This is a genomic window from Telluria sp. ZB4P36 (assembly GCF_059685865.1).
The window spans coordinates 342191-366491 of record NZ_JCASIE010000003.1 but is presented as its reverse complement, the minus strand read 5'-3'; the positions used below and the strand labels follow the sequence as shown (position 1 = coordinate 366491).

Here is a 24301-nt window from a genome sequence, read left to right as displayed (position 1 = left end):
GCTGTTATGATGGTGTAAAGACCACTCGACAGGGACGGCATGGAACAACGCCAAGGCAGGAACTACACCCGCATCGCCATTGTCGTCCTGCTGACGCTGGGATGTCTCTACGTCCTCAGGCCTTTCCTGGCCGCGATCCTGTTCGCGGCCTGCGTCGTGATTTCCTCCTGGCCGCTCTACCTGCGCCTGCAGCACGCCATGCGCGGTCACCGCACCCTGGCGGCGCTGACCATGACCCTGTCGCTCACGCTGCTCGTCATCATCCCGCTGGCCATGGTCGCCTACAATCTGGTCGACGACGTCGCCAGGGGCTTCACCGAACTGCGCACCGCCATCGAGCACCGCGAGCTGATGCCGCCGGCCTGGGTGCGCGAGCTGCCGCTGGTGGGCGAAACGATCGATACCTACCTGCGCCAGCTGGTGGCCAGCCGCGAGCAGATGATCGCGCTGGCCCAGCGCATGCTCGAGCCGGCGCGGCGCTACCTGATCGCGGGCGGCCTGATGCTCGGCACCGGCGTCGTCCAGCTCAGCCTGGCTGCCTTCGTCAGCTTCTTCTTTTACCGCGACGGCAAGGCCCTGCTCGACGTGGTCGCGGTGACGATGCGCCGGGTGATGGGCGAGGGCGCCGAATCGGTCTCGAACACGGTGAGCCAGACGGTGCGCGGCGTCATGTACGGCCTGCTCGGCACCGCGCTGGCGCAGGCCCTGGTGGCGGCGATCGGCTTCACCATCGCGGGCGTGCCGGCGGTGCCGCTGCTGTCGGTGCTGATCTTCATCTCGTCCCTGATCCCGGTCGGCCCGCCCATCATCTGGGGCGGCGCGGCCTTCTGGCTGTTCCTGCAGCACGAGAGCGGCTGGGCGATCTTCATGGTGATCTGGGGCACGTTCCTGATCAGCGGCGTCGACAACATCGTGCGCCCGATGCTGATCAGCCGCGGCAGCAGCCTGCCTTTCCTGCTGACCCTGCTGGGCGTGCTGGGCGGCGTGATCGCCTTCGGCTTCGTCGGCATGTTCATCGGACCGACCTTGCTGGCGGTCGGTTATTCCCTGATGACCGAATGGACGGGCACGCCGGATCGTGTCGTTCGCCAGGACCAGGTTTCATAAGGCGCTGAAAAGGGCGCTACCCGAAGGCAGCGCCAGTAGTTGCCGGGCGGCGCCGCAGCGCTGTTCGTATGGGGGGCGAATCGGTTGCCAACGGAGCACATCATTTAAAGACTTGCTTACATAACTCGCTCTGCGTATATAATCCATATACGAAACGTATATGGAGAATATGGTGGGCATCGTAAACATCGACGACGAGGTACATGACCAGATCCGCAAGGCGAGCAGCGTGTCCTGCCGCTCGATCAACGCCCAGGCGGCGTATTGGATCAAGATCGGCATGCTGTGCGAAATGAACCCGACGCTGAGTTTCAACGAGATCGTCGCGCGCGAGTTCAAGGCCGCAGGCGTCGCGCCCGATGCGGTCAGGGCGGCGGGTGGCGTGCCCGCGGCGGTAAAGGTATCGGCCGCATGATCAAGCGGCCGGAGGAAATCGCGCTGATGGCCGAATCGGGCAAGCTGCTGGCCGGCGTGTTCGCCCACCTGGACAGCCTGAGCCTGATCGGCATGTCGACCATGCAGGTCAACGACCTGGTCGACCGCTTCATCGTCGACGCGCTCGGGGCGCGCCCGGCCAGCAAGGGGCAGTACGGCTATGCCTACGCGCTGAACGCGTCCCGCAACAGCGTGGTCTGCCACGGCGTGCCGTCCGAGGCCGAGATCCTGCAGGACGGCGACATCGTCAATCTCGACATCACGCTCGAAAAGAACGGCTACATCGCCGACTCCAGCAAGACCTATCTCGTCGGTACGGTCGCTGCCCCCGCCAGGCGGCTGGTGCAGGCGACCTACGAAGCGATGTGGAAGGGGATCAGGGCCGTGCGTCCGGGCGCCCGCCTGGGCGACGTCGGCCATGCGATCGAGCGCCATGCGCGCAAGCACGGCTATTCGGTGGTCCAGGAATACTGCGGGCACGGGATCGGACGCGAGATGCACGAGCCGCCCCAGGTGCTGCACTGGGGCCGGCCGCGGACCGGGCTGGTGCTGCGGGAAGGGATGACCTTCACCATCGAGCCGATGCTCAACCAGGGGCGCAATGCCGTGCGCACCGAAGACGATGGCTGGACGGTCGTTACCTGCGACGGCCAGCTGTCGGCGCAGTTCGAGCACACCGTCGCCGTCACGCGGCAGGGCGTGCGGGTGCTAACCCTGCGTCCCGGCGAGAAGGCGCCGGACTAAGCGTCCAGGGCCGGGCGCCCCATGGCAGCAGCGCCTTAGCGGTCAGGGCCTGGGCCCGCCAGGGCGCTGCGCAGCCGTTCGAAGTCGATCGGCTTGGTGAGATGGTGGTCGAAGCCGGCATCGAGGGCGCGCTGGCGGTCCTTTTCCTGGCCCCAACCGGTGGCGGCGATCAGGCGCATGTTCTGGCCGGCGACCGTCGCGCGCAGGCGGCGCGCCAGCTCGTAGCCGTTCAGGTCGGGCAGGCCGATGTCGAGCAGGGCGACTTCCGGCGCGAACTCCTGGGCCATCGCCAGCGCGGCGCTGGCGCTGTGCGCCGCACGTACTTCGCAGCCGAACAGTTCCAGCGCCATCAGCAGCATCTCGGCGGCGTCAGCGTTGTCGTCCACCACCAGGATGCGGGCCGGCGCGGGCGCGGGCGCGGGCGTCGGCTCGGGCGCCACGACGGCCCGGGCCAGCGGCAGGCGCACCGTGAAGCAGCTGCCCATGCCTTCGCCTTCGCTGTCGGCGGCGATGCTCCCGCCATGCAGTTCCACGATGCCGCGCACTAGCGACAGCCCGATCCCGAGGCCGCCGCGCGAGCGCTCCAGCGCCGGCTCCAGCTGCGAGAACATGTCGAATACCGTCGCCAGCGCATGCCGGGGCAGGCCGATGCCGTTGTCGCGCACCGCCAGCTGCGCCGTGCCGTCGTCGACCGTCAACGAGAGCGCGATGCGCCCGCCGTCCGGCGTGTACTTGGCCGCGTTGGTGAGCAGGTTGACGACCACCTGGTTGATGCGCGTGGGGTCGGCGTCGACCGTGACCGCATGCGGCGGCAGCGTCACCTCGAGACGGTGGCGCGCCTGCTCCATCAGGCCCGTGGTGTCGCACACGGCGGCGCGCGCCAGCGCGGCCAGGTCCACGGTCTCGCGCCGCAGCTCCATCTTGTCCTGGGTGATGCGCGAGACTTCCATCAGGTCGTCGACCAGGTGGGTCAGGTGGTGCAGCTGGCGGTCGAACACCGACAGCAGGCGCGCGTTGGGGCCTTCGGCCAGTCCGGTATGCCGCATCACCTCGAGCGCGCTGCGCAGCGGCGCCAGCGGATTGCGCAGCTCGTGCGACAGCGTGGCCAGGAACTCGTCCTTGCGCCGGTCGGCCGCCGACAGCGCGGCGTTCACGGCCTGCAGCTGCAGTTCGGCGCCGCGGCGCGCTTCGAGCGCTTCCTCGGCGGCCTTGCGCGCGTTGCGCAGTTCGCGTTCATAGGACTGGCGCTCGGTGGCCATGAACAGGGCCCACTGGTCGAAGCTCTTGTCGCCGTCATGGCGGCGCACGATGTTGACCAGCATCGGCAGGCGCGTGCCGTCGCGGTGGCGCAGGTCGATCTGCAGTTCCGCCACCGAGCCGCGCACCTGCAGCACCGGCACACAGTGAGTGTGATGGAACAGGCGTGCGCCGACGGTCATCAGGTCCTGGATGCGCACGATACCGGCCAGTTCGGGCAGCACGAAGCCGAGCCAGCTGCAGGCAGTGGCGTTGGCGCGCAGCAGCAGGCCGTCGGCATCGGCCAGCAGCAGGCCGCAGGGGGCGTCGTCGTACAGCGTATCGGCGTTGCTCAGGGCGCCGGCCATGGTTCAGTCCAGGGTCGCGGCCAGGAACGCGTCGATCGCGCGCGAGCTGGCGGTGGGGGCGCTCATGTGCGGGCAGTGCCCGATGTTGTCGATCACATGGAGTTCGGAGCGGGGCAGGTGGCGCACCAGGTAGTCGCCGGCGCTGCGCGGGGCGATCAGGTCGTCGCTGCACTGCAGGATCAGGGCCGGCGTGGTCGACTGCGGCAGGTCGGCGCGGTGGTCGGACAGGAAGGTGACGCGCGCGAAATGCTTGGCGATGTCGGGATCGTTGCGGCAGAAGCTGTCGGTGAGCTCGTCGCGCAGGGTGGGGCGCCCGGGCGCGCCCATGATGGCGGGCGCCAGGCTGCTCGACCAGCCGAGGTAGTTCGCTTCCATCGTCTCGAGCAGTTCGTCGATGTCGCCGCGCTCGAAGCCGCCGACGTAGCCGGGGTGATTGCTCAGGTCATTGATATAGCAGGCCGAAGGCGCCACCATCACCTGCGCCACGAAGCGCTCGGGCGCCTTGATGGTGGCGAGCATGCCGATCATCGCGCTCACCGAGTGGCCCACGAAGATCACCGGGCCGGTCGCGTAGGCGTCGATGATCTCCAGCAGGTCGTCGGCGTAACCGTGCAGGCTGGCGTAGCGCCCGCGGTCGTAGGCGCTCAGGTCGGAGCGCCCGCTGCCGACCAGGTCGTGGGTCAGGACGCGGAAGCGGTCCTCGAAGGCGGGCGCCAGGAAGCGCCACATGGTCTGGTCGCAGCCGAAGCCATGGGAAAACACCATGGTGGCCCCGCCCCGGCCCGAGATGCGCACGTTGTTGCGGACTTGCAGGGACATCATCGCTCCTCGTGGTTGCTACCGCCGGGGAATCCCGTCAATCACCAGTATGCGTCAAAAATATTGCAGGCGCAACAACTTATTAATGGTCAAACCGATGTAAAAATGGAAACCTTTTCAATCGTGATCATCGTCGCCATCCCCCCGTTCACCCTTCGGATAGACCTTCACCAGCAGGATGCGCGGCCCGTTCATCTTCTTGACCACCACGTCGAAATGCGGGAAGCCGATGCGCTGGCCCTGCTTGGGGATGTCGCCCAGCTTGGCCATCAGCAGGCCGCCGACCGATTCGACGTCGTCCAGGCCCATTTCTTCGTTGTCGATGTCGATCCCGAGCAGGCGTTCGAGCGAGAAGATCGGCAGGCTGGCCTTGCCGATATAGGTGCCGTCGGGCTGGGACATCCAGTCGTTCTCGTTCATCCGGAACTCGTCGCGGATCTCGCCCACCATCGCGCCCAGCAGGTTGTCGAGGGTGATGAAGCCGACCGGGCGCTTGCCCTTTTCGCCGATCAGGGCGAAGTGCGGCGCGCCGCTGCGGAAGCGCCGGAAGATGTCCTGCGCCGGGGTGCGCGCCGAGATCGTCTCGACGGGACGCAGGTGCTGGGTCAGGTCGGTGATGGCGCGGCCGGCCTGCTGGGCGAAGAACAGGTCCTTCAGGTGGATCACGCCCAGCACTTCCTCGCCTTCTTCATCGAAGTAGGGGTAGCGCGAGAAACGGTTGCGGCGCACCGTCTCCATGTTTTCCTCGAGCGTGCGGCTGGCGTACAGGGCGCTGACCTCGTTGATCGGCCGCATCAGGTCGGACACGGCGAGCTGGCTGAAATCGAGCGACTGCGCCAGGATGTTGCGCTCGGCGGTGGTGAATTTCTCGCCCGGCGTGCTGGTGCGCAGGATCATCTTCAGCTCGTCGGTGGAATAGTGGGTCTCGTGGCCGCCGCTGCCTGCCAGGCCGGCGATGCGCAGCACCATGTTGGCGCTGGCGTTGAGCAGGGCGATCGCCGGGTACATCGCCCAGTAGAAGGCGTACAGCGGGATCGCGCACCACAGCGCCACGTCTTCGGGCAGGCGGATCGCGAGCGTCTTCGGCGCCAGTTCGCCCACCACGATGTGCAGGAAGGAGATGACCGAGAACGCGACCACGAAGGAGACGCCGTGGATCAGTTCGGGCGAGGTGACGCCCAGCGCCGCGAACAGCGGTTCGAGCAGGCTCGCGAAGGCCGGCTCGCCGACCCAGCCGAGGCCAAGCGAAGCCAGGGTGATGCCGAGCTGGCAGGCGGAGAGGTAGGCGTCGAGCTTGTTGTGGACCTTGCCGAGGATGCGGCCACGCAGGCCGGTGGTCTTGGCGATGGCGTGGACGCGGGTCTTGCGCAACGTGACGATGCTGAATTCAGCCGCCACGTAGAAGCCGTTCAGCGCCACCAGGAACAGGGCGAGAACGACGAATAAAAGGTTTTCCATTGAGAGTAAGTAGTTAAAAAAAGGCAATAGCCGACACCATTGTACCGTTACCTACCCGAGAGGATCCCCTTGTCCACTGCCGACAGGATGGCTTCCACGGCCGGGTGCTTGATCTTGCGTTCGTTCGAGACGGCATAGAAATGCTCGCGCACCTGGGGTACGCGTCCGACCAGCAGCGCATTGAACTGCTCCTCGATGTCATGGGCCAGCGCGGCCGGGGCGAAGAACAGGCCCAGGCCACGCCGGGCGAAGGTGGTGAGCAGGGCGTTGTCCTCGAACTCGCCGACCACGTCCGGACGCACCCCGCTCAGTTCGAACCATTCGTCGATCTTGCCGCGCAAGGCATTATTGCGGGTCGGCAGCAAGAAGGGCGCGCCGTTCAGCGAGCGCGGGAAATCGCCGCCCCAGTCCTTGAACAATGCCGGGGCGCCGGCCACGATGGTTTCGCTGTCGCTCAGCAGGTGGCTGAACACGCGCAGCGTCGTGCCGGAACGCACCGCGCGGTCGGTCAGCACCACGTCGAGCTTGTGCAGGGCGAGGTCGGCCAGCAGCTCGTCGAATTCGCCTTCGTAGCACACCAGGCGCACCGGGCGCGGCAGCCGGGTGGCGATCTCCAGCAGCCGGTAGGCGGTCAGCTTGGGCAGCGAATCGGATATGCCGACCGTCAGGCGGGTGCGCGAGCTGTCGGCCTCGGCCAGCGCTTCCTGCATCTGTTCGCCCAGCAGGAAAATTTGATCGGCGTAGGATAGCGCGAGCCGTCCGGCCTCGGTCAGGGTCAGGCGCCGGCCCTGCTGGGTGAACAGGGCCTTGCCCATGGACAGCTCGAGCTGCGCCAGCTGGGTGCTGACGGTCTGGATGGCCAGGCCCAGGCGCTCGGCGGCGCGCGTGATGCTGCCTTCCTTGGCGACGACCCAAAAATAATACAAATGGCGATAATTCGGGGGGCTGTGGTTCATCTCTTCTGTTTTTGCGAAGTAATTCTTCGATTATCTTCGCTTTTTCAATAGAGCACCAGCCCCCATACTGCGTCTGTCGATTGAACAAAACCACAACTCAACGCATTATTAACGACACAACTCAACAACAAGGGGAAACATCAACATGAAGCACTTTACCTGGTCATTCGTCGTGACCGCCATCTGCCTGGCGCTGGCCGGCTGGTGGGGATACGATCATGCCGGCATCTCCGGCGCGGTGACGGCAGTCGGCGTGGCGGCCATCCTGTCCGTGATGGAAGTCTCGCTGTCCTTCGACAACGCCGTGGTGAACGCCTCGGTGCTGAAGGGCTGGAATGAATTCTGGCTGAAGCTGTTCCTGGGCCTGGGCATGATCATCGCCGTGTTCGGCATGCGCCTGGTGTTCCCGCTGGTGATCGTCGCCGTCGCGGCCGACCTCGGCATCACCGAGGTGTGGAACCTGGCGCTGAGCGATCCGAAAGCCTTCTCGTCCCACCTGACCAACCACCACGCGGAAGTGGCGGCCTTCGGCGGCATGTTCCTGCTGCTGGTCTTCCTGAACTTCCTGCTGGATGACGAGAAGGAAATCCACTGGCTCGGCAACATCGAGCGCAAGCTCGGCTCGCTCGGCAAGGTGTCCTCGATCTCGGTGCTGGTGTCCCTGGGCGCGCTGCTGGTCGCGATGGGCTGGGTTGCGGAAGCGCAGAAGATGGTCGTGCTGATGGCGGGCCTGTGGGGCATCATCGTGTATATCGGTGTCGACATGATTTCGGGCCTGCTCGAAAAGAGCGAGTCGGATGAGAACAGCAACGTCGGCGACATGGTCAAAAAGGGCGGTATCGGCGGCTTCCTGTACCTTGAAGTGCTGGATGCATCGTTCAGCTTCGACGGCGTGATCGGCGCCTTCGCGATCACCAGCGACGTCGTGATCATCATGCTGGGCCTGGCGATCGGTGCGATGTTCGTGCGTTCGATGACGGTCTACCTGGTGCGCCAGGGTACGCTCGACGAATACGTCTACCTGGAGCACGGCGCGCACTACGCGATCGGTATCCTGGCCGTGATCATGCTGGTGAGCATCCACATGCACGTGCCCGAGCTGATCACCGGCGGCGTGGGCGTGGCCTTCATCCTGGCTTCGCTGTGGAGCTCGATCCAGCACAAGAAACAACACGCGGCATTGCCGGCGTAAGCGGCACGTAACGAATCGCACGGCGAGTGGCAGAACACCAGCTCGCTGTGCTTATACCCCGGTGTTCAAGCAGTAATTTTTAGGAGAGTCACAATCATGGCAATCAGTCTGCAAAAAGGCGGCAACGTCAACCTGTCGAAAGAAGCTCCTGGCCTGACCAATCTGAAGGTCGGCCTCGGTTGGGACACCCGCGCCACCGACGGCGCGGCGTTCGACCTCGACGGCGCGGTGTTCCTGCTGAATTCGTCGGGCAAGGTGCGTTCGGATAGCGACTTCATCTTCTACAACAACCTCAAGTCGGCCGACGGCTCGGTGGTCCACTCGGGCGACAACACCACCGGCGCAGGCGAGGGCGACGACGAAACCGTGTCGATCGACCTGTCCAAGGTGCCGGCCGACGTCGACAAGGTGGTGCTGGCCGTGACCATCCACGACGCCGAGACCCGCCGCCAGAACTTCGGCATGGTCGGCAAGGCCTTCATCCGCTGCATCAACGCCGCCAACAACAGCGAGATCGCCCGCTACGACCTGTCGGAAGACAGCTCCACCGAAGCGGCGATGATCTTCGGCGAGGTGTATCGTAACGGCGCCGACTGGAAGTTCCGCGCCATGGGCCAGGGCTTCAACGGCGGCCTCGGCCCCCTCGCCAAGAACTACGGCGTCAACGTTTAAACAGCCGAAAGGTAGTCACATGCCAGTATTTACCGTGACCGGGGACGTCGATCCCTTCCTGCACGTTTCGATGCGGCGCGGCGAAACCATCTATTGCGAATCGGATGCGATGGTGATGATGGAATCGACGCTCGACCTGAAGGGCAAGATGAAGGGGGGCCTCGGCAGCGCGCTGATGCGCACCTTCGCCAACGGCGAGTCCTTCTTCCAGCAGCACATCGAAGCGACCCGCGGCGATGGCGACTGCCTGCTGTCGCCAACCCTGCCGGGCGCGATGCAGACGGTCGACTGCGGTCCGAACCAGTACATCATCAGCGACGGCGCTTTTGTTGCCGCCACCTCCGGCGTGGACCTCAAGGTGCGGACCCAGAACATCGGCAACGCCCTGTTCGCGCAGAGCGGCGGCTTCTTCGTCACCGAGACGACCGGCAGCGGCCAGGTGGTGGTGTCGGGCTTCGGATCGATGTCGGTGCTGGACGTGGAACCGGGCAAGGATGCGATCATCGACAATGCGCACGTGGTGTGCTGGGACAGCACCCTGCGCTACGAGATCTCGATCACGACCGGCACCAGCGGCGGCTTCCTGGGCAACCTGATCAACAGCCAGACCAGCGGCGAGGGCATGGTATTACGCTTCTCGGGCAAAGGGAAGGTTTACGTATGTTCACGCAACCGGAATGCATTCAAAGCCTGGATGCAGCAGCCGGCGCGCTAAAGGAGAAAACACAATGTCAGTCAATCTGCAAAAAGGCCAGAAGATCTCGCTCGAAAAAGAAGGCGGCGGCGCTCTGTCGCGCGTCACCATGGGCCTGGGCTGGGACGTGGCCAAGTCGAAGGGCTTCTTCGGCTTCGGCGGCGGCCAGGGCCAGGCGGTCGACCTCGACGCCTCGGTCGTGATGTTCGATGAGTCGAACCGCCCGGTCGATACGGTCTGGTTCCGCCAGCTCAAGAGCAAGGACGGCAGCGTCGTCCATACCGGCGACAACCGCACCGGCGCCGGCGACGGCGACGACGAGCAGATCTCGGTCGACCTGTCGCGCGTGCCCGCCAGCGTGAAGTCGCTGGTGTTCACCGTGAACAGCTTCACCGGCCAGAATTTCTCGACCGTGGAAAACGCCTACTGCCGCCTGATCAACGCGGGCAACAACCAGGAAGTGGCGCGCTTCAACCTGTCGGTGCAGGGCTCGCACACGGCCCAGATCATGGCCAAGCTGTACCGCCACAACAACGAGTGGAAGATGCATGCGATCGGCGAAAACGGCTCGGGCCGTACCTTCGACGACCTGATGCCGCTGATCACGCCGCACCTGTGATCATCGCTTGATGTGGGAGAAGAGCCGGGCTTGCCCGGCTCTTTTCTTTACGCCAGCGGCAGCCAGACGGTAAAGGTGGCCCCCTTGCCCGGCCCGTCGCTGTGCGCATGCACTTCGCCGCCGTGCAGCGCGACCATGGTCCGCACCAGCGCCAGCCCGATGCCCAGGCCGCCCTGCGAGCGGTCGGGGGTGCGCTCGGCCTGGGTGAACAGGTCGAACACCTGGGGCAGCAGGCCGGCCTCGATGCCGATGCCGTTATCGCTCACGCACAGGCGCACGCGCGCGCCGTCGCGCGTGGCGCGCAAGGCGATCGCGCCGCGGCTCGGCGTGTACTTGGCGGCATTGTTGAGCAGGTTGGCGATGACCTGGACCAGGCGGGTGGCGTCGCCGTGGACCTGGGCCGCGGCCAGGTCCGGCGCAAGCTCGACTGCCAGCTCGTGCCCGCGCGAGGCGAGCAGGGGGCGCGATTGCTCCACCGCGCTGGCCAGGACCGGCTCGATGCCGACCAGTGTCCGGTCCAGCTTGATCAAGCCGCGCGTCACGCGCGACACGTCGAGCAGGTCGTTCACCAGCGAGGTCATGTGCCGCACCTGGCGGCCGATCACCTCGCTTGACGCGCGGATGCGCTCGGGGCTGGTGGCGATCTTCAGGAGATCGGCCGCGGAAGCGATCGGCGCGAGCGGGTTGCGCAATTCGTGCGCGAGCATGGCCAGGAACTCGTCCTTGCGGCGGTCCTGTTCGCGCAGCGAGCCGTACAGCCGGGCGTTCTCGAAGCCGTTGGCCGCGATCGAGGCCAGCTGCACCAGGATCGCTTCGTCCTGCTCGGTGAAGTCGCCTTCGACCTTGTCCGAGACCTGGATCAGGCCGATGTTCTTTCCCTTGCGATCGACCAGCGGCACCGCCAGCCAGCCGCGCATGGCCGGGTGCTTGCCGGCCTGCTGTCCGAAGCCTTTCCAGGCCGGATGCGCTTCCAGTTCGGCCTGGGTGAGGCGCATCGGCGTATTGGTGCGGCACACCTCGGCATAGATGCCGCTGCCGTCGGTCCTGGCGTCGTAGTTGCTCCAGGCCGCATACTTCTCGGAAAGCGAGACCGCATTGATGGCCTGCGCCAAGTTGTCGCCCTCGTTCAGCGACACGACCGCCTGGTGGACATCCAGGATCGCGCGCACTTCCTGCACCAGCACGTCGGCGATGTCGGGCACCGACAGCACCGTATGCAGGGTGCGCGAGGCGCTCGCCACTTTCGCCAGCAGGGCCGACTGGCGCTGCTCGCGGCCAAGGCGTGCGCTCAGGCCTTCCTGCGCCATCACGGTCTCGTGGATGTCGCGGTTGGCGCCGACCCATTCGCGTACCGACCCGTCGCCGGCGAGCAGGGGAATGCCCTTGACCGCGGTCCAGCGGTAAACCCCGTCCGCGCGGCGCAGGCGGTAGTCGGTCTCGTACAGGGAGCGGGCGGCAACACTCGCAAGCCAGGCGGCGCGTGCCCGCTCGCGGTCGTCCGGATGGACCGCGTCGAGCCAGCCGTAGCCGCGCCATTCCTCGTAGCTCTGGCCCGTAAAGGCGCGCCATGAGGGTGAATCCTCGAGGATCTGCCCGTCCGCCGTACTGGTCCAGACGATCTGCGAGGTGGCCATGGCCAGGGTCCGGAAACGTTCCTCGCGTTCGCGCAGCGCGGTCTCGCTCTCGACGCGTTCGGTGATGTCCTCGTGCATCAGGATGACTTCGATGGTCCTGCCCTGGGCGTCCTTGATGGGGTGGGCGCGCGAGGTGACCCAGCGCGCCCGGCCGGGCTGTCCGAGTGCGGCGGTGTCGTAGCACATGGCCGGCACCGCGACAGCCTCGCCGGCCAGGGCGCGCGCCAGGTAGGGCGCGATGCCAGCCTCGATCAGCTGGGGGTCGCGCACCACGTTGTATTCCTCGCTCAGCACGTAGCGGTACAGCGCGCTGCCCTCACGGATGTGCCACAGCGCTTCCCATGCCTTGTTCACCCGCAGCGTATAGCCGTCCGGGTTCAGGATCTGGATGCTGACCGGCGCCTGCTCGAACAGTTCGCGGAAGCGGAGCTCGGGGTTGGCCTGCAGTTCGGCTGTTTCTGCATTGGGCAGCATGGGTCGATGTTCTTGTCGTGTTGGTGGAAAGCGGAAGGCGGCTACTGCGCCAAACTTGCAATGATGTCATAGATTCTGTCCCACACGAACTATTCGATTCGCATATTCACGTTTTCCTGGTTGACAAGAGAGGTGGAGATGTCTACTGTATTAATCAATTAATACACGTATACGACCCCACATGCCCAGCCAATCCCCCCAGCTGTTCTCGATCACGCCCGGATCGACCGAACCGATCTACCGGCAGCTCGTCGAGCAGGTGCGCCGTCTGGTAGCCGGCGGCCAGATGGCGCCGGGTGACGAGCTGCCTTCGGTGCGCGAGCTGGCCCAGGCGCTGGCGGTCAATCCGATGACCGTGTCCAAGGCCTACGGCATGCTCGAAACCGAGGGGTTGCTGGCGCGCCGGCGCGGGCTCGGCATGCTGGTGGCCGAGCGGCCGGGCAGCGCACGCTCCCCCGCCGAACGTGCCGCGCTGCTGCGCCCGACCCTGGAGCGCGCCGCGCGCGAGGCGCGCGAGCTCGAGCTCGACCCCGACAGCGTCCTCACCCTATTCACCCACATCCTGAAGGAACAATCGTGACCGCACCCATCATCCAGCTACGTGACGTGGCCAAGTACTTCGGCAGCGAAATCGTCCTGAGCGCCCTGAACTGGGAGGTCGGGCAGGGCCAGGTCGTCGGCCTGCTGGGCCGCAATGGCGCCGGCAAATCGACGCTGATGGAATGCATGCTCGGCCTGCGCGAGCTCGACGGCGGCAGCGTGCGCCTGTTCGGCGAAGACGCCCGCGCGCTGTCGGATGCGACCCGCGCCCGCATCGGCTACGTGCCGCAGAAGCACGGCCTGTTCGAGTGGATGACGGCGCTGCAGATGCTGGACTACTTCAAGGCCATGTATCCGCGCTGGAACGCGGTCAAGGTCGACGCCCTGCTCGAGCGCTGGGGCTTCGGTCCGCTCGAGCTGGGCAAGCCGATCGGCCGCCTCTCGGGCGGCCAGCAGCAGCGCCTGTCGATCATCCGCGCGCTGGCGCATGACCCGGAACTGCTGGTGCTGGACGAACCCGTGTCGGCGCTCGATCCGGCCGGGCGGCGCGCCTTCCTGGCCGAACTGGTCGACGGCGTCATCGAACGCGGCACCACGGTGCTGTTCTCGACCCACATCCTGACCGACCTGGAGCGGGTGGCGCTGGATGTCGCCTTCCTCAAGGGCGGCCGCATCGCCTTGCAGGGCCAGCTCGACGATCTGCTGGAAGGGGCGTGCAACACGACCGTCGGCCGCCGCGCCGAGCCGCTCAGCCTGGAAGACCTGTTCATCGAGGTGACCCAATGAAGCCCCGCCTGCGCGAATACCGGATGCTGTGGCGCGCCGCGGTGACGCATGCCAGTCCACGCGTGTCGGCCATCATCCGCTGGGGCGTCTCGCTGATAGCGCTCGTGATCGGCGCTGCGGTGGCCCACAAGGACGGTGCGCGGGCGGCGCTGGCCTGGTTCTGGTGCGCGGCGTCCGTCTTCCTCCTGCTGTACTGGGCCTGGCGCTTCCTGCCCGGCGCTGTCAAGCTCAATGCGCCGGCCAACGCGCAATTGGTCCCGCGGATGCGGGGCCGCCTGGTCGAGCTGTCATGCCTGGTCTGCTTCGTGGGCATTGCCGGCATCGCCAGCGCGCCCTATGCCGACGCATCCAGCCTGGGCGGCTGGCTGTTCTTGGTCGTCGTCCTCCTCGTCGGTACCGGCCTGGGCGCGGCGGGTCACACGGCCGGCAGCGCAATCATCATGGCAGTGTGTTTCGGCTCGGTCTTCGTCGAGCAGGTGCCGGCGGGCTTGGTCGCGCTGATGTCGCATCCGCTGGTGGTCGTGCTGTCGCTGCCGCTGTACGCTGCCGTGATCGCCGTGGCGTCCGCTGCGATGTTCCCGCAGGCGGGCGAGCGCCACTGGAACATGCTGGCGCGGCGTGCACGCTGGGCGGCCGCGGCCGGCAAGTCGGACCCCCTGGTCCGGCAACTGGCCGGCAAGCGCGCCATGAACTGGTATGCCGCCTCGCTGCGCCGTGCCGGCGCGCGCCGCGACGGCAAGCGCCTGATGCTGCATGCGCTCGGGCCGACCCATCACCTGGGCGAGATCGTGTTTGCGCTGGCGACCATAGTGCTGGTATTGCTCGCGGTTGGCGTATTCACTACCTGGCGTGTCGACGCCGGGGTGACGAAGGGGATAGGCTGGGTGTTCGCCTGCATGCTGCTGATACTGCCGCTGATGCACAGCTTACGGCTTGGGAAGCTGTCCGGCAGCCACGCCAACGAACAGGCCCTTGTGCGTCTGGCCCCGGCAGTCCCGGCACCGGCCGGGGTCTTCAATGTCTGGCTCGGCCGGTCCCTGCTGCTGCAGGCGCTCGCGGCCTGGTTCCTCACTACCGTCGCTGCCTTGCTGCTGGTGGCACTGGCGGGCGGTGACAGCGGGACGCTGCTGAACATGGCCAGCCTGTGCTGCATGATTCTGCCGACGGTGGCCGTCCCGCTGCGCGACCACGCTAGCCGGACGCAAAGTGCCGGCGCGGCGGCGACGCTGCTGCTGGTCTCGGTCGTGGAAAGCCTGATCGTCGGCGGCGTGGTGAACGCCTTCACCTCGATGCCGACCTTGTGGACCGCCGCCCTGTTCAGCGTCGGCTACACCGTGTACGCCGTCGTGCGCGGACTGCGCACCATGCAGCATGCGCCCTGCGCCTTCCCGGCAGGGCGCATGGATTGACGCTGCCTCAGCCGGACACCGGCGCCGCCGCCTCGGCCGTCCCTTTGCGGCCCAGCACCAGCAGGCCGAAGGCGGTGGCGAACACGTACATGCTGACCGAGTAGATCGCCGCCGGCAGCATCAGCTGGAAGTCGCCCAGCACCGACACCGCGACGAAGATCGCCAGCGTCGAATTATGGATGCCGATCTCGTAGCCGATCGCGATCGCGTTCGGCTTGTCCAGGCCCAGCAGGCGCGGCACGTAGTAGCCCAGGCCCAGGCTGGCGATGTTGAAGAGGATCACGGCCAGGCCGATCGAGGCGAAGGAGGTGCTGATCGCGGTCCATTCCTTGGCGATGGCGATCACGGCAAGCAGGGCCAGCACGGCCATCGAGAAGCGCTTCATCGGCTTGTCCATGCGCGCGGCGAAACCGGGCGCGCGGCTTTTCACGAACATGCCGATCGCGACCGGGATCAGGACGATGACGATTACCTCGACCACCTTGGCGGTCTGCATCGGCACCACCTGGCCGCTCTTGGCGAAGGCGCCGATCGCGAAGTTGGCGATCAGGGGCAGGCTGACGATCGACAGCACCGTGTTGATGGCGGTGAGCGAGATGTTCATCGCCACGTTGCCGCCGAACAGGTGGCTGAACAGGTTGGCCGACACGCCGCCGGGCGAGGCCGCCAGCAGCATCAGGCCGACCGCGTAGACCGGCGCCACGCTCAGGCCGACGATCAGCCCGTAGCAGATGGCCGGCAGCACCACGGCCTGCAGGACCAGGGCCAGGATCACGGCCTTCGGGTGGCCGAGCAGGCGGCGGAAGTCGCCCAGGGTGAGGGACAGGCCGAGCCCGAACATGATCAACGCCAGCGCGCCGATCAACAGGGTGGGCAAGAGGGTGATGAAGTTGCTCATGCGTCGTCTCCGTTATTGTCGTTGTCGCGGTCACGCATGCCTGTCCTGGCATGCCGCGCCGTCATGACAGTGTAGTGCTTGCCGAGTTGGAGACGTGAAAAACCAGCTCCTTGCGCGCGAAGGACAGGATGCCGCGGCCGCCATGCTTGGACGCATAGAGCGCATCGTCGGCGGCCCGCATCAGGCCTTCGAGGTCGGTGCCGTGCAGGGGGAAGCTCGAGGCGCCGAGGCTGGCACTGACCGCGTTGGCGGCCAGGCCCTGGTGCAGGGCCGGGTACAGGCAGTCGATCAGGCGCCGCCCGATGCTGGTGACCTGGTTGCGCGTGAACTCGCCTTCCATCAGCACCACGAATTCATCGCCGCCCACACGCGCCAGGAATTCGCCGCCGCGCAGGACCGACTGGAAGCGGATCGCCACTTCCTTCAGCACCTCGTCGCCTATCGCGTGGCCGTAGCCGTCGTTGACATCCTTGAAGCGGTCGAGGTCGATGGCGAGCAGGGTGAAGGGCTTGCCGCTGCGCTGGCTGCGCGCCACCAGGCGCTGCGCCCAGCGGTCGAAGAAGCGCCGGTTCGGCAGGCCGGTGAGGGCGTCGTGCGAGGCTTCCACGGCCAGGCGCTTGGCCAGCTCGTTGTTGCGGCGCGCGGCCGCGGACAGCGAACGCCAGGCGTGGACGGTCATGGCCACCACGGTCGACAGCATCAGCACCAGGATCAGCGCGGCGCGCAGCAGGCGGTCGTTGAAGCCGTCCATGACCGCGTCCCTGGCCACGCGCAGCCGGGCCACTTCTTCCTGGATGAGCTGCCGGGCTTCCTGCATCTTGGCCCGGCCGAAGCCTTCGCGCACGATGTTGACGGCGGCGGCCGTGTCGCCGCGCTTCTTCAGCTGCACGGTGCGCTCGAGCTCGTCCAGCTTGCTCTCGGCGACCTGCGCCAGCGTACGCAGCCTGGCCAGGAAGTGCGGATCGTGGTAGCCGGACTGTTCCGCCTGGGCCAGGCTGTCCCTGACGCTGCCGCGTCCGAGGTGATAGGGCTCGAGGTAGGCTGCATCCCCGGTGATCAGGAAACCGCGCTGCCCGGTCTCGGCATTGAGCAGGTGCAGCAGCACATTGCGGACCTGGATGCGTGCCACATCGTTCTGCTTGAGCTGGCTCATCGCCTTGCGCAGGTCGACGACTTCGCGCACGAAGAAGATGCTCATCGCCGTGATGATGGCGAGCGCGAGCACCAGGGTGAGGGCGCTGCGGCGGATCGGCAGGGCGGGAACAACGTAGGACGTGGGCATAACGATAACAATAGTGCTGATAAGCATATGTTATCGCAATGTAAGATAATTCCTACATGAACTTGTCTTTTCACTAAGGAAAGATATTGAACATGTGCCAAACGCCCAACAGGCGCTTTGCCTCAATGTCCCCGGCGCTGTACCAGCGCGGTGCCGACGCCATGGCGCTTGCCCTCGCTGACGGCGGTGACGCTGCCGTCCGGGTTGAACACCAGCGCATTGGCGGCCCCGATTTCTTCCGGCGCCGCTTCCCAGCGGTGGCCGAGGCGCTCCAGGGCGCGGGCCGCTGCGCTGCCGGGGAAGCCCGGCTCGATCGAACTGGCGTCGCCGTTGCGCTCCGAGATGCGCGGCGCGTCCACGGCCTGGTCCATCGGCATGCCGAGGTCGATGTGGTTGAAGATCGTCTGCAGCACCGTCGTGATGATGGTCGCGCCGCCCGGGCTGCCGATCGTGAAGGCCGGCTTGCCGTCCTTGAGTGCGATGGTCGGCGCCATGCTCGAGCGCGGGCGCTTGCCGGCTTCCGGCACGTTCGGGTGCGGACCGCTGAAGTCGAAATCGGTCATCTCGTTATTCAGCAGGAAGCCGTAGCCGGGCACCACGATGCCGCTGCCGCCCCAGGATTCGATGGTGAAGGTATAGGACACGACGTTGCCGTCCTTGTCCGAGACCGTCAGGTGGGTGGTATGGGCGCTCTCGCGCTGCATCTGTACCGATGGCGGCCGTAGCGGCACGCTCTGGTCGTCCTGGTAGCGGTAGGGGTCGCCCGTCGGCGCACTGCCCGCGGCCTGCGTGCCGATCAGCTTGCGGCGCTGGGCCGCATAGTCCTTCGACAGGATGCCGGCGACCGGCGCGTCGATGTATTCGGGGTCGGCGAGGTAGGCATTGCGGTCGGCGAAGGCCAGGCGGCTGGCCTCGATGTAGAGGTGCTCGGCCTGGGCGCGCGGCATCTTCTTGAGGTCGTAGCCCTCGAGGATGTTGAGCGCCGCGGCGACGGTGGCGCCGCCGCTGCTGGGCAGGGCCATGCCGTAGATCTCGTAGCCGCGGTAGGTGCTGCGCAGCGGTTGGCGGATACGCGCCTCGTAGTCGGCCAGGTCGGCCATGCGCATGCGGCCGGCGCGCGCGCTCTTGCCCGGGGCGAGGGGAGGGCGGTTGACGGCGTCGACGATGGCGCGCGCGATCGGTCCTTCATAAAAGGCTTCCACGCCGCCCGCGGCGATCTCGCGGTAGGCCCTGGCCATGCCCGGATTCCGGATCAGGGCGCCCGGCTGCACGGCCTTGCCATTGCGCAGGTAGAGCGCGGCGGTCGGCGCATACAGCTGAAATTTTCTTTCATTTTGAGCCGTCAGATGACTGAATATTTCAGTCACCCGGAAGCCCTTGTCGGCCACCTCGATGGCCGGGGCCAGCACCTGCTTGAAGCGCATGCTGCCGTAGCGCGCGAGCGCTTCGTGCCAGCCGCGCACGGTGCCCGGCACGCCGACCGCGGCGCCGCTGGCCGCCGCCGTCTCGGCATCGAGCGGCTTGCCCTGGTCGAGGAAGACCTGGGGCGTGAAGCTGGCGGGCGCGGTCTCGCGGTGGTCGATGCTGATGACGCGCTTGTCCCTGGCCAGGTAGATCAGCATGAAGCCCCCGCCGCCGATGCCGCAGCTGAAGGGATCGGTCACGCCCAGGGTGGCCGCGGCGGCGACCGCCGCATCGACGGCGTTGCCGCCCTGGTTCAGGATGGTCATGGCCGATTGCGAGGCCTGCTCGCTGATGGTGGCGACCGCGCCGCCGGTGCCGGTGGCCACCGGCGTCTTCGCCAGGGCGGGCGCCGGGTGCAGGACAATGGACAAGCTTAGCCCGCAAGCGAGCAGGGTCGCCCTCATGTGCGGCGGCGCGCTTATTGCGCGTACATGTTGAAGGTCACAGGATAGGCCGCCGGTGCGGAAGGTGTGCCACCTGCGGCCATGCCGCGCGGCGGCGGCGGGGTCAGGTGATCGAGCTCGATGCGCGAGCCGCGCAGCGCCGGCGACATGTAGCCGGGCCGCCCCTGCACCAGGTAGAAGCCCTGCGCCACGCCGCCGATGCGCATCGTGAAGCGGTAGGCCAGCTGGCCCGGCCAGATGCAGCGCGCATTGTCCGGGCAGCGGCTGTCTTCCGCGCCTTCGTAGGTGATGCTCAGGCGCTGGCCCAGGGGCAGCACCTGGCGTTCGGTCAGGGTGTAGCGGGCCTCGGGCAGGCGTTCGGGGGCGGCGCAGCCGGCCAGGGTGGTGGCAAGCGCGAGCGGGGCGCAGCCCAGGGTGAAGACACGGAGCAGGGTGTGCATGCGATGTCCATCCGTTTGTTTTTTGGAATGCCCATCATAGCAAACCTGTCCCGCCCAGCCGCGCACACGCACAGGGAGATGTCACCGCGATGTTATTCACGCGGTCATAAACCCGTCACATTCGCGGAATAGACTCTGCCGCGTGGTCCAAAACACTTTCTTTCAACCAGGAATAGGAATAACAAGCCAATGTTCAAGAAGATCCTCGCCGCAGCTGCCACCACGCTCCTGATGTCGACCTCGTTCGCCGCTGACATGACCGGCGCCGGCGCGACCTTCCCCTACCCGATCTACGCCAAGTGGGCCGAGTCGTACAAGGCAGCCACCGGCAACGGCCTGAACTACCAGTCGGTCGGCTCGGGCGCCGGCATCAAGCAGATCAAGGCCAAGACCGTCGACTTCGGCGCCTCGGACATGCCGCTGAAAGCCGAAGACCTGGAAGAAGCAGGCCTGATGCAGTTCCCGGCAATCATGGGCGGCGTGGTCGCCGTGGTCAACGTCGACGGCGTGGCCCCGGGCCAGCTGAAGCTGACCGGCCCGGTGCTGGCCGACATCTACCTGGGCAAGATCACCAAGTGGAACGCGCAGCCGATCGCCGCGCTGAACCCGGGCGTGAAGCTGCCGGATGCCGACATCACCGTCGTGCACCGCGCCGACTCCTCGGGCACTTCCTTCCTGTTCACCGACTACCTGTCGAAGACCAGCGCCGACTGGAAAGCCAACGTCGGCGCCGGCACCACCGTCAAGTGGGCCGTGGGCGTGGGCGGCAAGGGCAACGAAGGCGTGGCCGCCAACGTGCAGCGCATCAAGGGCGCGATCGGCTATGTCGAGTGGGCCTACGCCAAGAAGAACAAGCTGTCGCACACCCAGCTGAAGAACAAGGACGGCAGCTTCCTGCAGCCGGACGACGACGCCTTCAAGGCCGCCGCCGCGGGCGCCGAGTGGACCAAGGCCCCGGGCTTCGGCGTGGTGCTGACCGACCAGGCGGGCAAGCAGAGCTGGCCGATCACCGGCGTCTCGTACATCCTGATGCACAAGACCCAGGCCGATGGCGCCAAGGGCAGCGAAGTCGTGAAGTTCTTCGACTGGGCCTTCAAGAACGGCGCCCCGGCTGCCGCCGAGCTGGACTACGTGCCGATGCCGGCATCGGTGGTCAAGCTGGTCCAGGCCAACTGGAAGGCCAACCTGAAGGATGCATCGGGCAAGGCGATCTACTGATCTCCTGATTCCCCCACGATTCCGGCAGCCTGGCTGCCGGATTTTCTTTGGATCTCCCAATGACAACGGCTAACACGATCGTGCTGGTGGTCGACGACAAGCCGGCCATCGCCGAGCTGCTCAAGTATTCGCTGCACGAAGACGAGTGGATCTGGCACAGCGTGCCGAGCCTGGCGCAGGCCTGGGATTTCATCGGGCGCGAACGCCCCGAACTGCTGCTGCAGGAATCGATGCTGCGCCAGGAAGGCGGCATGCGCCTGCTGGCGCGCCTGCGCAGCGCCAGCTGCCTGCGCGAGCGGCCGGTGATCCTGCTCGCCGCCGAATGCCTCGACAGCGAACGCGCCGCGCCGCCGGCGCCGCCCGTCCCCGAATTCACTCCCCGGCCGCCGCCCGAGGAAGCGCCCGACGAGCGCCTGCTGCGCTCCGGCCGCCTGGTGCTCGATCCGCTCAGCTGCAGCGTCCGGGTCGGCAACCACAAGGTCGAGGTGCGCCAGGCCGAATACCGGCTGCTGCGTTTCCTGCTGTGCCATCCGGGCCAGGTGTTCTCGCGCGCCCAGCTGCTCGCCCACCTGTGGGAAGCCCACGACACGCTCGACCAGCGCACCGTCGACGTCCACGTGCTGCGCCTGCGCAAGGCACTGGGACGCGCCAAATCCCTGATCAAGACCGTGCGCGGCGCCGGCTACATGCTGTCCCCGACCTGAGCTGCCCATGTCATGGTCGTGACATGTTTGCCAAGTAGACTGCTTGCAACTTAGTTTCGCCGGCCGCCTGCATGAGCATTCACCTTCCTTCCCGCACCAACCGCTATCTCGTCTTCATCTGGCCCGCCCTGGCCGCGCTGCTGTGCACGGCGTTGTGGATCGTCACCAGCCTGCGCGCCGATGCCGAGCACGAACGCGCCCAGGCCCAGGTGCGCAAGGACGCCAGTGCCTATGCCGAAGCCTACGAGCAGTACATCACGCGTTCGGTCGGCCAGATGGACCAGATCACGATGCAGCTCAAGTTCAGCTGGGAGAAGGGGCGTGACCCCGGCCTGCTCGACGAGCTGCGGCGCGACGGCATGTTCACCGACGCCGCCTTCAGCGTGGTCGCCATCGTCGACCGCGACGGCATGGTGCGGGCCTCGACCCGCAAGGAGCTGCTCGGCTCCGACCTGTCCGCGGGACCGTATCTGGTCCAGCACCGCAACCACATCTCGACCGCGCTGCGGATCGGCGCCGCCCCGCCGCAATTCACCGAACACGCCGACCAGGTGCTGTTCACGCGCCGCCTCGACACCCGCGACGACGAATTCGACGGCATCGTGCTGATGGCGGTCGACGCGCGCTATTTCACCTCCTTCGTCAGCCCGGCAACGCTGGGCGCGGGCGGCGTGGTGGCGCTGGCCGGCAGCGAAAGCCGCCTGCGCGTGGAACAGCGCAGCGACGGCGCCGACTTCCTCGACCGCCGCGACAGGCTGCTGCCGGCCCGCGAGGCACTGTGGACGGGCGAGCGCGGCGTGCGCAAGGTGGATGGAAAGGCCGGCTTCGCCGACGGCCGGACACGCGTGCTGGGCTGGCGCCATTCGCATGCCTATCCCCTGGTGGCCCTGGTCGGGCTGTCGCAGGAGACCGCGCTGGCGGCGGCCCAGGCTTCCTGGACCGCGAGCCGCGACCGCGCCATCGCCATTTCCGCCTGCCTGCTGCTGCTGGGCGCCGCCGGCGCGGTGCTGGCGCGCCGCGCCCTGCTGCGCGAGCGCGAGCAGGAAGAAGTGCAGCGCGCCTACCGCACCGCGACCGAAAGCGGCAACGACGGTTTCTACATGGCGGCCGCGGTGCGCTCGCGCGAGGGCGAGATCACGGACTTCCGCATCGTCGACTGCAACGAGCGCGGCGCCTTCTTCTACGGGATGACGCGCGCCGCACTGGTGGGCAGCAGCCTGTCCCGGATCGACAGCGGCCTGTTCGGCGAAGCCCTGCTCGACACCTACCGCAAGGCGATGGAGACCGGCTTCCACGAGGACGACCGCAAGATGCCGAGCGATAACCGCCTGAACATCAGCTGGGGACGGCGGCGCCTGGTGCGGGTCGGGAACGGGCTCGCGGTGACGCTGCAGGACATCAGCGAGCGCAAGGCCCACGAGAACCAGCTCGAGCGCCTGGCCAACGAAGACGTGCTGACCGGCCTGGCCACGCGCCACGCTTTCCTCGCCGCGATGCCGGCCATCCTGGCGCAGGCGCGCGCCAATGAAGCAGGCCTGGCCCTGCTGTTCATCGACCTCGACGAATTCAAGCACGTCAACGACACCCACGGCCACGCGAGCGGCGACCAGCTGCTGAAGTCGGCGGCAGGGCGCCTGCTGTCGCTGCTGCGCCCGAGCGACCAGGTGGCGCGCTTCGGCGGCGACGAGTTCCTGGTGCTGCTGCATCCCTGCGAGGGCGAGCGCCAGGCATCCTCGGTGGCGGCGCGCATCGTCGAAGCCTTCAGCGTACCCTTCCTGATCGGCGACGAGCTGCACGCGGTCGGCGCCTCGATCGGCATCAGCATGTTCCCGCGCGACGGCCAGGATGCCGAGACCCTGGTGCGCCACAGCGACATCGCGATGTACGCCGGGAAGAACGAGGGCAAGGGCCAGTACCGCTTCTTCGATCCGGCGCTGTCGAACCAGCTGAACTCGCGGGTGCGCCTGAAGCAGCGCATGCTGGAAGCGATCGAGCGCGACCAGTTCACGCTGTACTACCAGCCGCGCGTCGATGCGCGCAGCGGCGAGCTGCTCAGCATGGAAGCGCTGATCCGCTGGCAGCATCCGGAACTGGGCCTGGTGCCCCCTGGCGAGTTCATCCCGCTGGCCGAGAGCACCGGCCTGATTCGCAGCATCGGCGAGCTCGTGATCGACAAGGCCTGCGCCCAGCTCGCGGCCTGGCGCGACGCCGGCGCCGGCCTGGTGCCGGTGTCGATCAACGTCTCGCCCAAGCAGTTCCTGCGCGGCGGCGTGCAGCGCCACCTGAGCAGCGCCATGGCGCGCCACCGCGTGCCGGCCAGCCTGATCGAAGTCGAGATCACCGAGTCGGCCATGATGGGCGACCACGACGAGATCCTGGCCGAACTGGCTGCGCTGCGCGCGCTCGGGGTCAAGCTGCACGTGGACGATTTCGGCACCGGCTACTCCTCGCTGTCGCAGCTGCAGCGTCTCAGGATGGACGTGCTGAAGGTCGACCGCGCCTTCACCATGGAGCTCGGCAACTCGAAGGAGGGCAAGGTCTTCTTCCAGGCGATCGTGTCGATGGCGCATGCGCTCGGCATGTCGGTGGTGGCCGAGGGCGTCGAGACCGAAGAGCAGCTCGAGATCCTGCGTGGACTGGATTGCAACGAGGTGCAGGGTTACTACATCGCGCGTCCGGTGCCGGCGGCCGGCATGGAGGCGATGATGCGGCAGCGCTTCCTGCTCGACCTGGCCGCTGCCGCCTGAG

The 24301-nt window shown here is 66.8% G+C and carries 22 protein-coding genes; 13 read left to right on the top strand and 9 right to left on the bottom strand.

Annotation, left to right across the window (positions count from 1 at the left end):
* Positions 1-39: 39 nt before the first annotated feature.
* The 3 genes from AC56LK_RS06890 to map all read left to right on the top strand — a co-directional run bounded on the left by AC56LK_RS06890 (position 40) and on the right by map (position 2286).
* Positions 40-1107, top strand: coding sequence for an AI-2E family transporter (locus AC56LK_RS06890; RefSeq protein WP_497183816.1), 1068 nt, complete (start codon positions 40-42; stop codon positions 1105-1107).
* Positions 1108-1279: 172 nt separating this feature from the next.
* On the top strand, positions 1280-1522 hold the full coding sequence (locus tag AC56LK_RS06885) for a ParD-like family protein (protein ID WP_497183953.1): 243 nt from the start codon (positions 1280-1282) through the stop codon (positions 1520-1522).
* Positions 1519-2286, top strand: coding sequence for a type I methionyl aminopeptidase (map, locus tag AC56LK_RS06880; protein ID WP_497183815.1), 768 nt, complete (start codon positions 1519-1521; stop codon positions 2284-2286). Before AC56LK_RS06885 ends, map begins: the two co-directional genes overlap by 4 nt.
* 35 nt (positions 2287-2321) lie before the next feature.
* Here map and AC56LK_RS06875 read toward each other — a convergent pair whose 3' ends face one another.
* The 4 genes from AC56LK_RS06875 to AC56LK_RS06860 form a co-directional block, all read right to left on the bottom strand.
* Positions 2322-3890, bottom strand: a complete 1569-nt coding sequence (locus tag AC56LK_RS06875; protein WP_497183814.1) for a hybrid sensor histidine kinase/response regulator — start codon at positions 3888-3890, stop codon at positions 2322-2324.
* Between the two features lie 3 nt (positions 3891-3893).
* Entirely contained in the window at positions 3894-4709 is an 816-nt protein-coding gene (locus tag AC56LK_RS06870; protein ID WP_497183813.1) for an alpha/beta fold hydrolase, read from the bottom strand.
* A gap of 117 nt (positions 4710-4826) precedes the next feature.
* Positions 4827-6167, bottom strand: a complete 1341-nt coding sequence (locus AC56LK_RS06865) for a hemolysin family protein (protein ID WP_497183812.1) — start codon at positions 6165-6167, stop codon at positions 4827-4829.
* A gap of 47 nt (positions 6168-6214) precedes the next feature.
* The gene (locus tag AC56LK_RS06860; RefSeq protein ID WP_497183811.1) at positions 6215-7123 is read right to left on the bottom strand and encodes a LysR family transcriptional regulator; all 909 of its coding nucleotides are present in this window, start codon (positions 7121-7123) and stop codon (positions 6215-6217) included.
* A 145-nt stretch (positions 7124-7268) separates the two neighbouring features.
* Here AC56LK_RS06860 and AC56LK_RS06855 point away from each other — a divergent pair, with 145 nt between their 5' ends.
* From AC56LK_RS06855 to AC56LK_RS06840, 4 genes are all read left to right on the top strand, one after another.
* Positions 7269-8315 (top strand): DUF475 domain-containing protein, encoded by a 1047-nt coding sequence (locus AC56LK_RS06855; protein WP_497183810.1) that lies wholly within the window; start codon positions 7269-7271, stop codon positions 8313-8315.
* 96 nt (positions 8316-8411) lie between these two features.
* Positions 8412-8987: a TerD family protein gene (locus AC56LK_RS06850; RefSeq protein WP_497183809.1), complete on the top strand. Its 576-nt coding sequence runs from the start codon at positions 8412-8414 to the stop codon at positions 8985-8987.
* A gap of 19 nt (positions 8988-9006) precedes the next feature.
* Entirely contained in the window at positions 9007-9702 is a 696-nt protein-coding gene (locus tag AC56LK_RS06845; protein ID WP_436107418.1) for a TIGR00266 family protein, read from the top strand.
* A gap of 13 nt (positions 9703-9715) precedes the next feature.
* The gene (locus AC56LK_RS06840; protein WP_497183808.1) at positions 9716-10300 is read left to right on the top strand and encodes a TerD family protein; all 585 of its coding nucleotides are present in this window, start codon (positions 9716-9718) and stop codon (positions 10298-10300) included.
* Between the two features lie 47 nt (positions 10301-10347).
* Here AC56LK_RS06840 and AC56LK_RS06835 read toward each other — a convergent pair whose 3' ends face one another.
* Positions 10348-12408, bottom strand: a complete 2061-nt coding sequence (locus tag AC56LK_RS06835; protein WP_497183807.1) for a PAS domain-containing sensor histidine kinase — start codon at positions 12406-12408, stop codon at positions 10348-10350.
* 181 nt (positions 12409-12589) lie between these two features.
* Between AC56LK_RS06835 and AC56LK_RS06830 the strand changes: the two genes are divergently transcribed.
* Genes AC56LK_RS06830 through AC56LK_RS06820 form a run of 3 tightly spaced genes read left to right on the top strand, consistent with a single transcriptional unit; the run spans position 12590 to position 15143 of the window.
* Positions 12590-12988, top strand: coding sequence for a GntR family transcriptional regulator (locus tag AC56LK_RS06830; RefSeq protein WP_497183806.1), 399 nt, complete (start codon positions 12590-12592; stop codon positions 12986-12988).
* Positions 12985-13734 carry an ABC transporter ATP-binding protein gene (locus AC56LK_RS06825; RefSeq protein ID WP_497183805.1) on the top strand — a complete coding sequence of 250 codons (750 nt, stop codon included), beginning with the start codon at positions 12985-12987 and terminating at the stop codon, positions 13732-13734. The genes AC56LK_RS06830 and AC56LK_RS06825 overlap by 4 nt, the downstream gene beginning before the upstream one ends.
* Positions 13731-15143, top strand: coding sequence for a hypothetical protein (locus AC56LK_RS06820; RefSeq protein ID WP_497183804.1), 1413 nt, complete (start codon positions 13731-13733; stop codon positions 15141-15143). The genes AC56LK_RS06825 and AC56LK_RS06820 overlap by 4 nt, the downstream gene beginning before the upstream one ends.
* 7 nt (positions 15144-15150) lie before the next feature.
* On the opposite strand, the gene AC56LK_RS06815 is transcribed toward AC56LK_RS06820, so the two are convergent.
* The 4 genes from AC56LK_RS06815 to AC56LK_RS06800 form a co-directional block, all read right to left on the bottom strand.
* Complete coding sequence (locus AC56LK_RS06815; protein ID WP_497183803.1) at positions 15151-16041, bottom strand: bile acid:sodium symporter family protein; 891 nt, start codon at positions 16039-16041, stop codon at positions 15151-15153.
* A 61-nt stretch (positions 16042-16102) separates the two neighbouring features.
* Positions 16103-17323 carry a diguanylate cyclase domain-containing protein gene (locus tag AC56LK_RS06810; RefSeq protein ID WP_497183802.1) on the bottom strand — a complete coding sequence of 407 codons (1221 nt, stop codon included), beginning with the start codon at positions 17321-17323 and terminating at the stop codon, positions 16103-16105.
* 122 nt (positions 17324-17445) lie between these two features.
* The gene (ggt, locus tag AC56LK_RS06805; protein ID WP_497183801.1) at positions 17446-19158 is read right to left on the bottom strand and encodes a gamma-glutamyltransferase; all 1713 of its coding nucleotides are present in this window, start codon (positions 19156-19158) and stop codon (positions 17446-17448) included.
* A gap of 47 nt (positions 19159-19205) precedes the next feature.
* The gene (locus tag AC56LK_RS06800) at positions 19206-19631 is read right to left on the bottom strand and encodes a hypothetical protein (RefSeq protein ID WP_497183800.1); all 426 of its coding nucleotides are present in this window, start codon (positions 19629-19631) and stop codon (positions 19206-19208) included.
* A gap of 189 nt (positions 19632-19820) precedes the next feature.
* On the opposite strand from AC56LK_RS06800, the gene pstS reads away from it, so the two are divergent.
* The 3 genes from pstS (at position 19821) to AC56LK_RS06785 (ending at position 24300) form a co-directional block, all read left to right on the top strand.
* A complete protein-coding gene (gene pstS / locus AC56LK_RS06795) occupies positions 19821-20849 on the top strand; it encodes a phosphate ABC transporter substrate-binding protein PstS (protein WP_497183799.1) in 1029 nt (342 codons plus the stop codon).
* Between the two features lie 59 nt (positions 20850-20908).
* Positions 20909-21553 (top strand): winged helix-turn-helix transcriptional regulator, encoded by a 645-nt coding sequence (locus AC56LK_RS06790; protein WP_497183798.1) that lies wholly within the window; start codon positions 20909-20911, stop codon positions 21551-21553.
* Positions 21554-21624: 71 nt separating this feature from the next.
* The gene (locus tag AC56LK_RS06785) at positions 21625-24300 is read left to right on the top strand and encodes a bifunctional diguanylate cyclase/phosphodiesterase (protein ID WP_497183797.1); all 2676 of its coding nucleotides are present in this window, start codon (positions 21625-21627) and stop codon (positions 24298-24300) included.
* Position 24301: the final 1 nt, after the last annotated feature.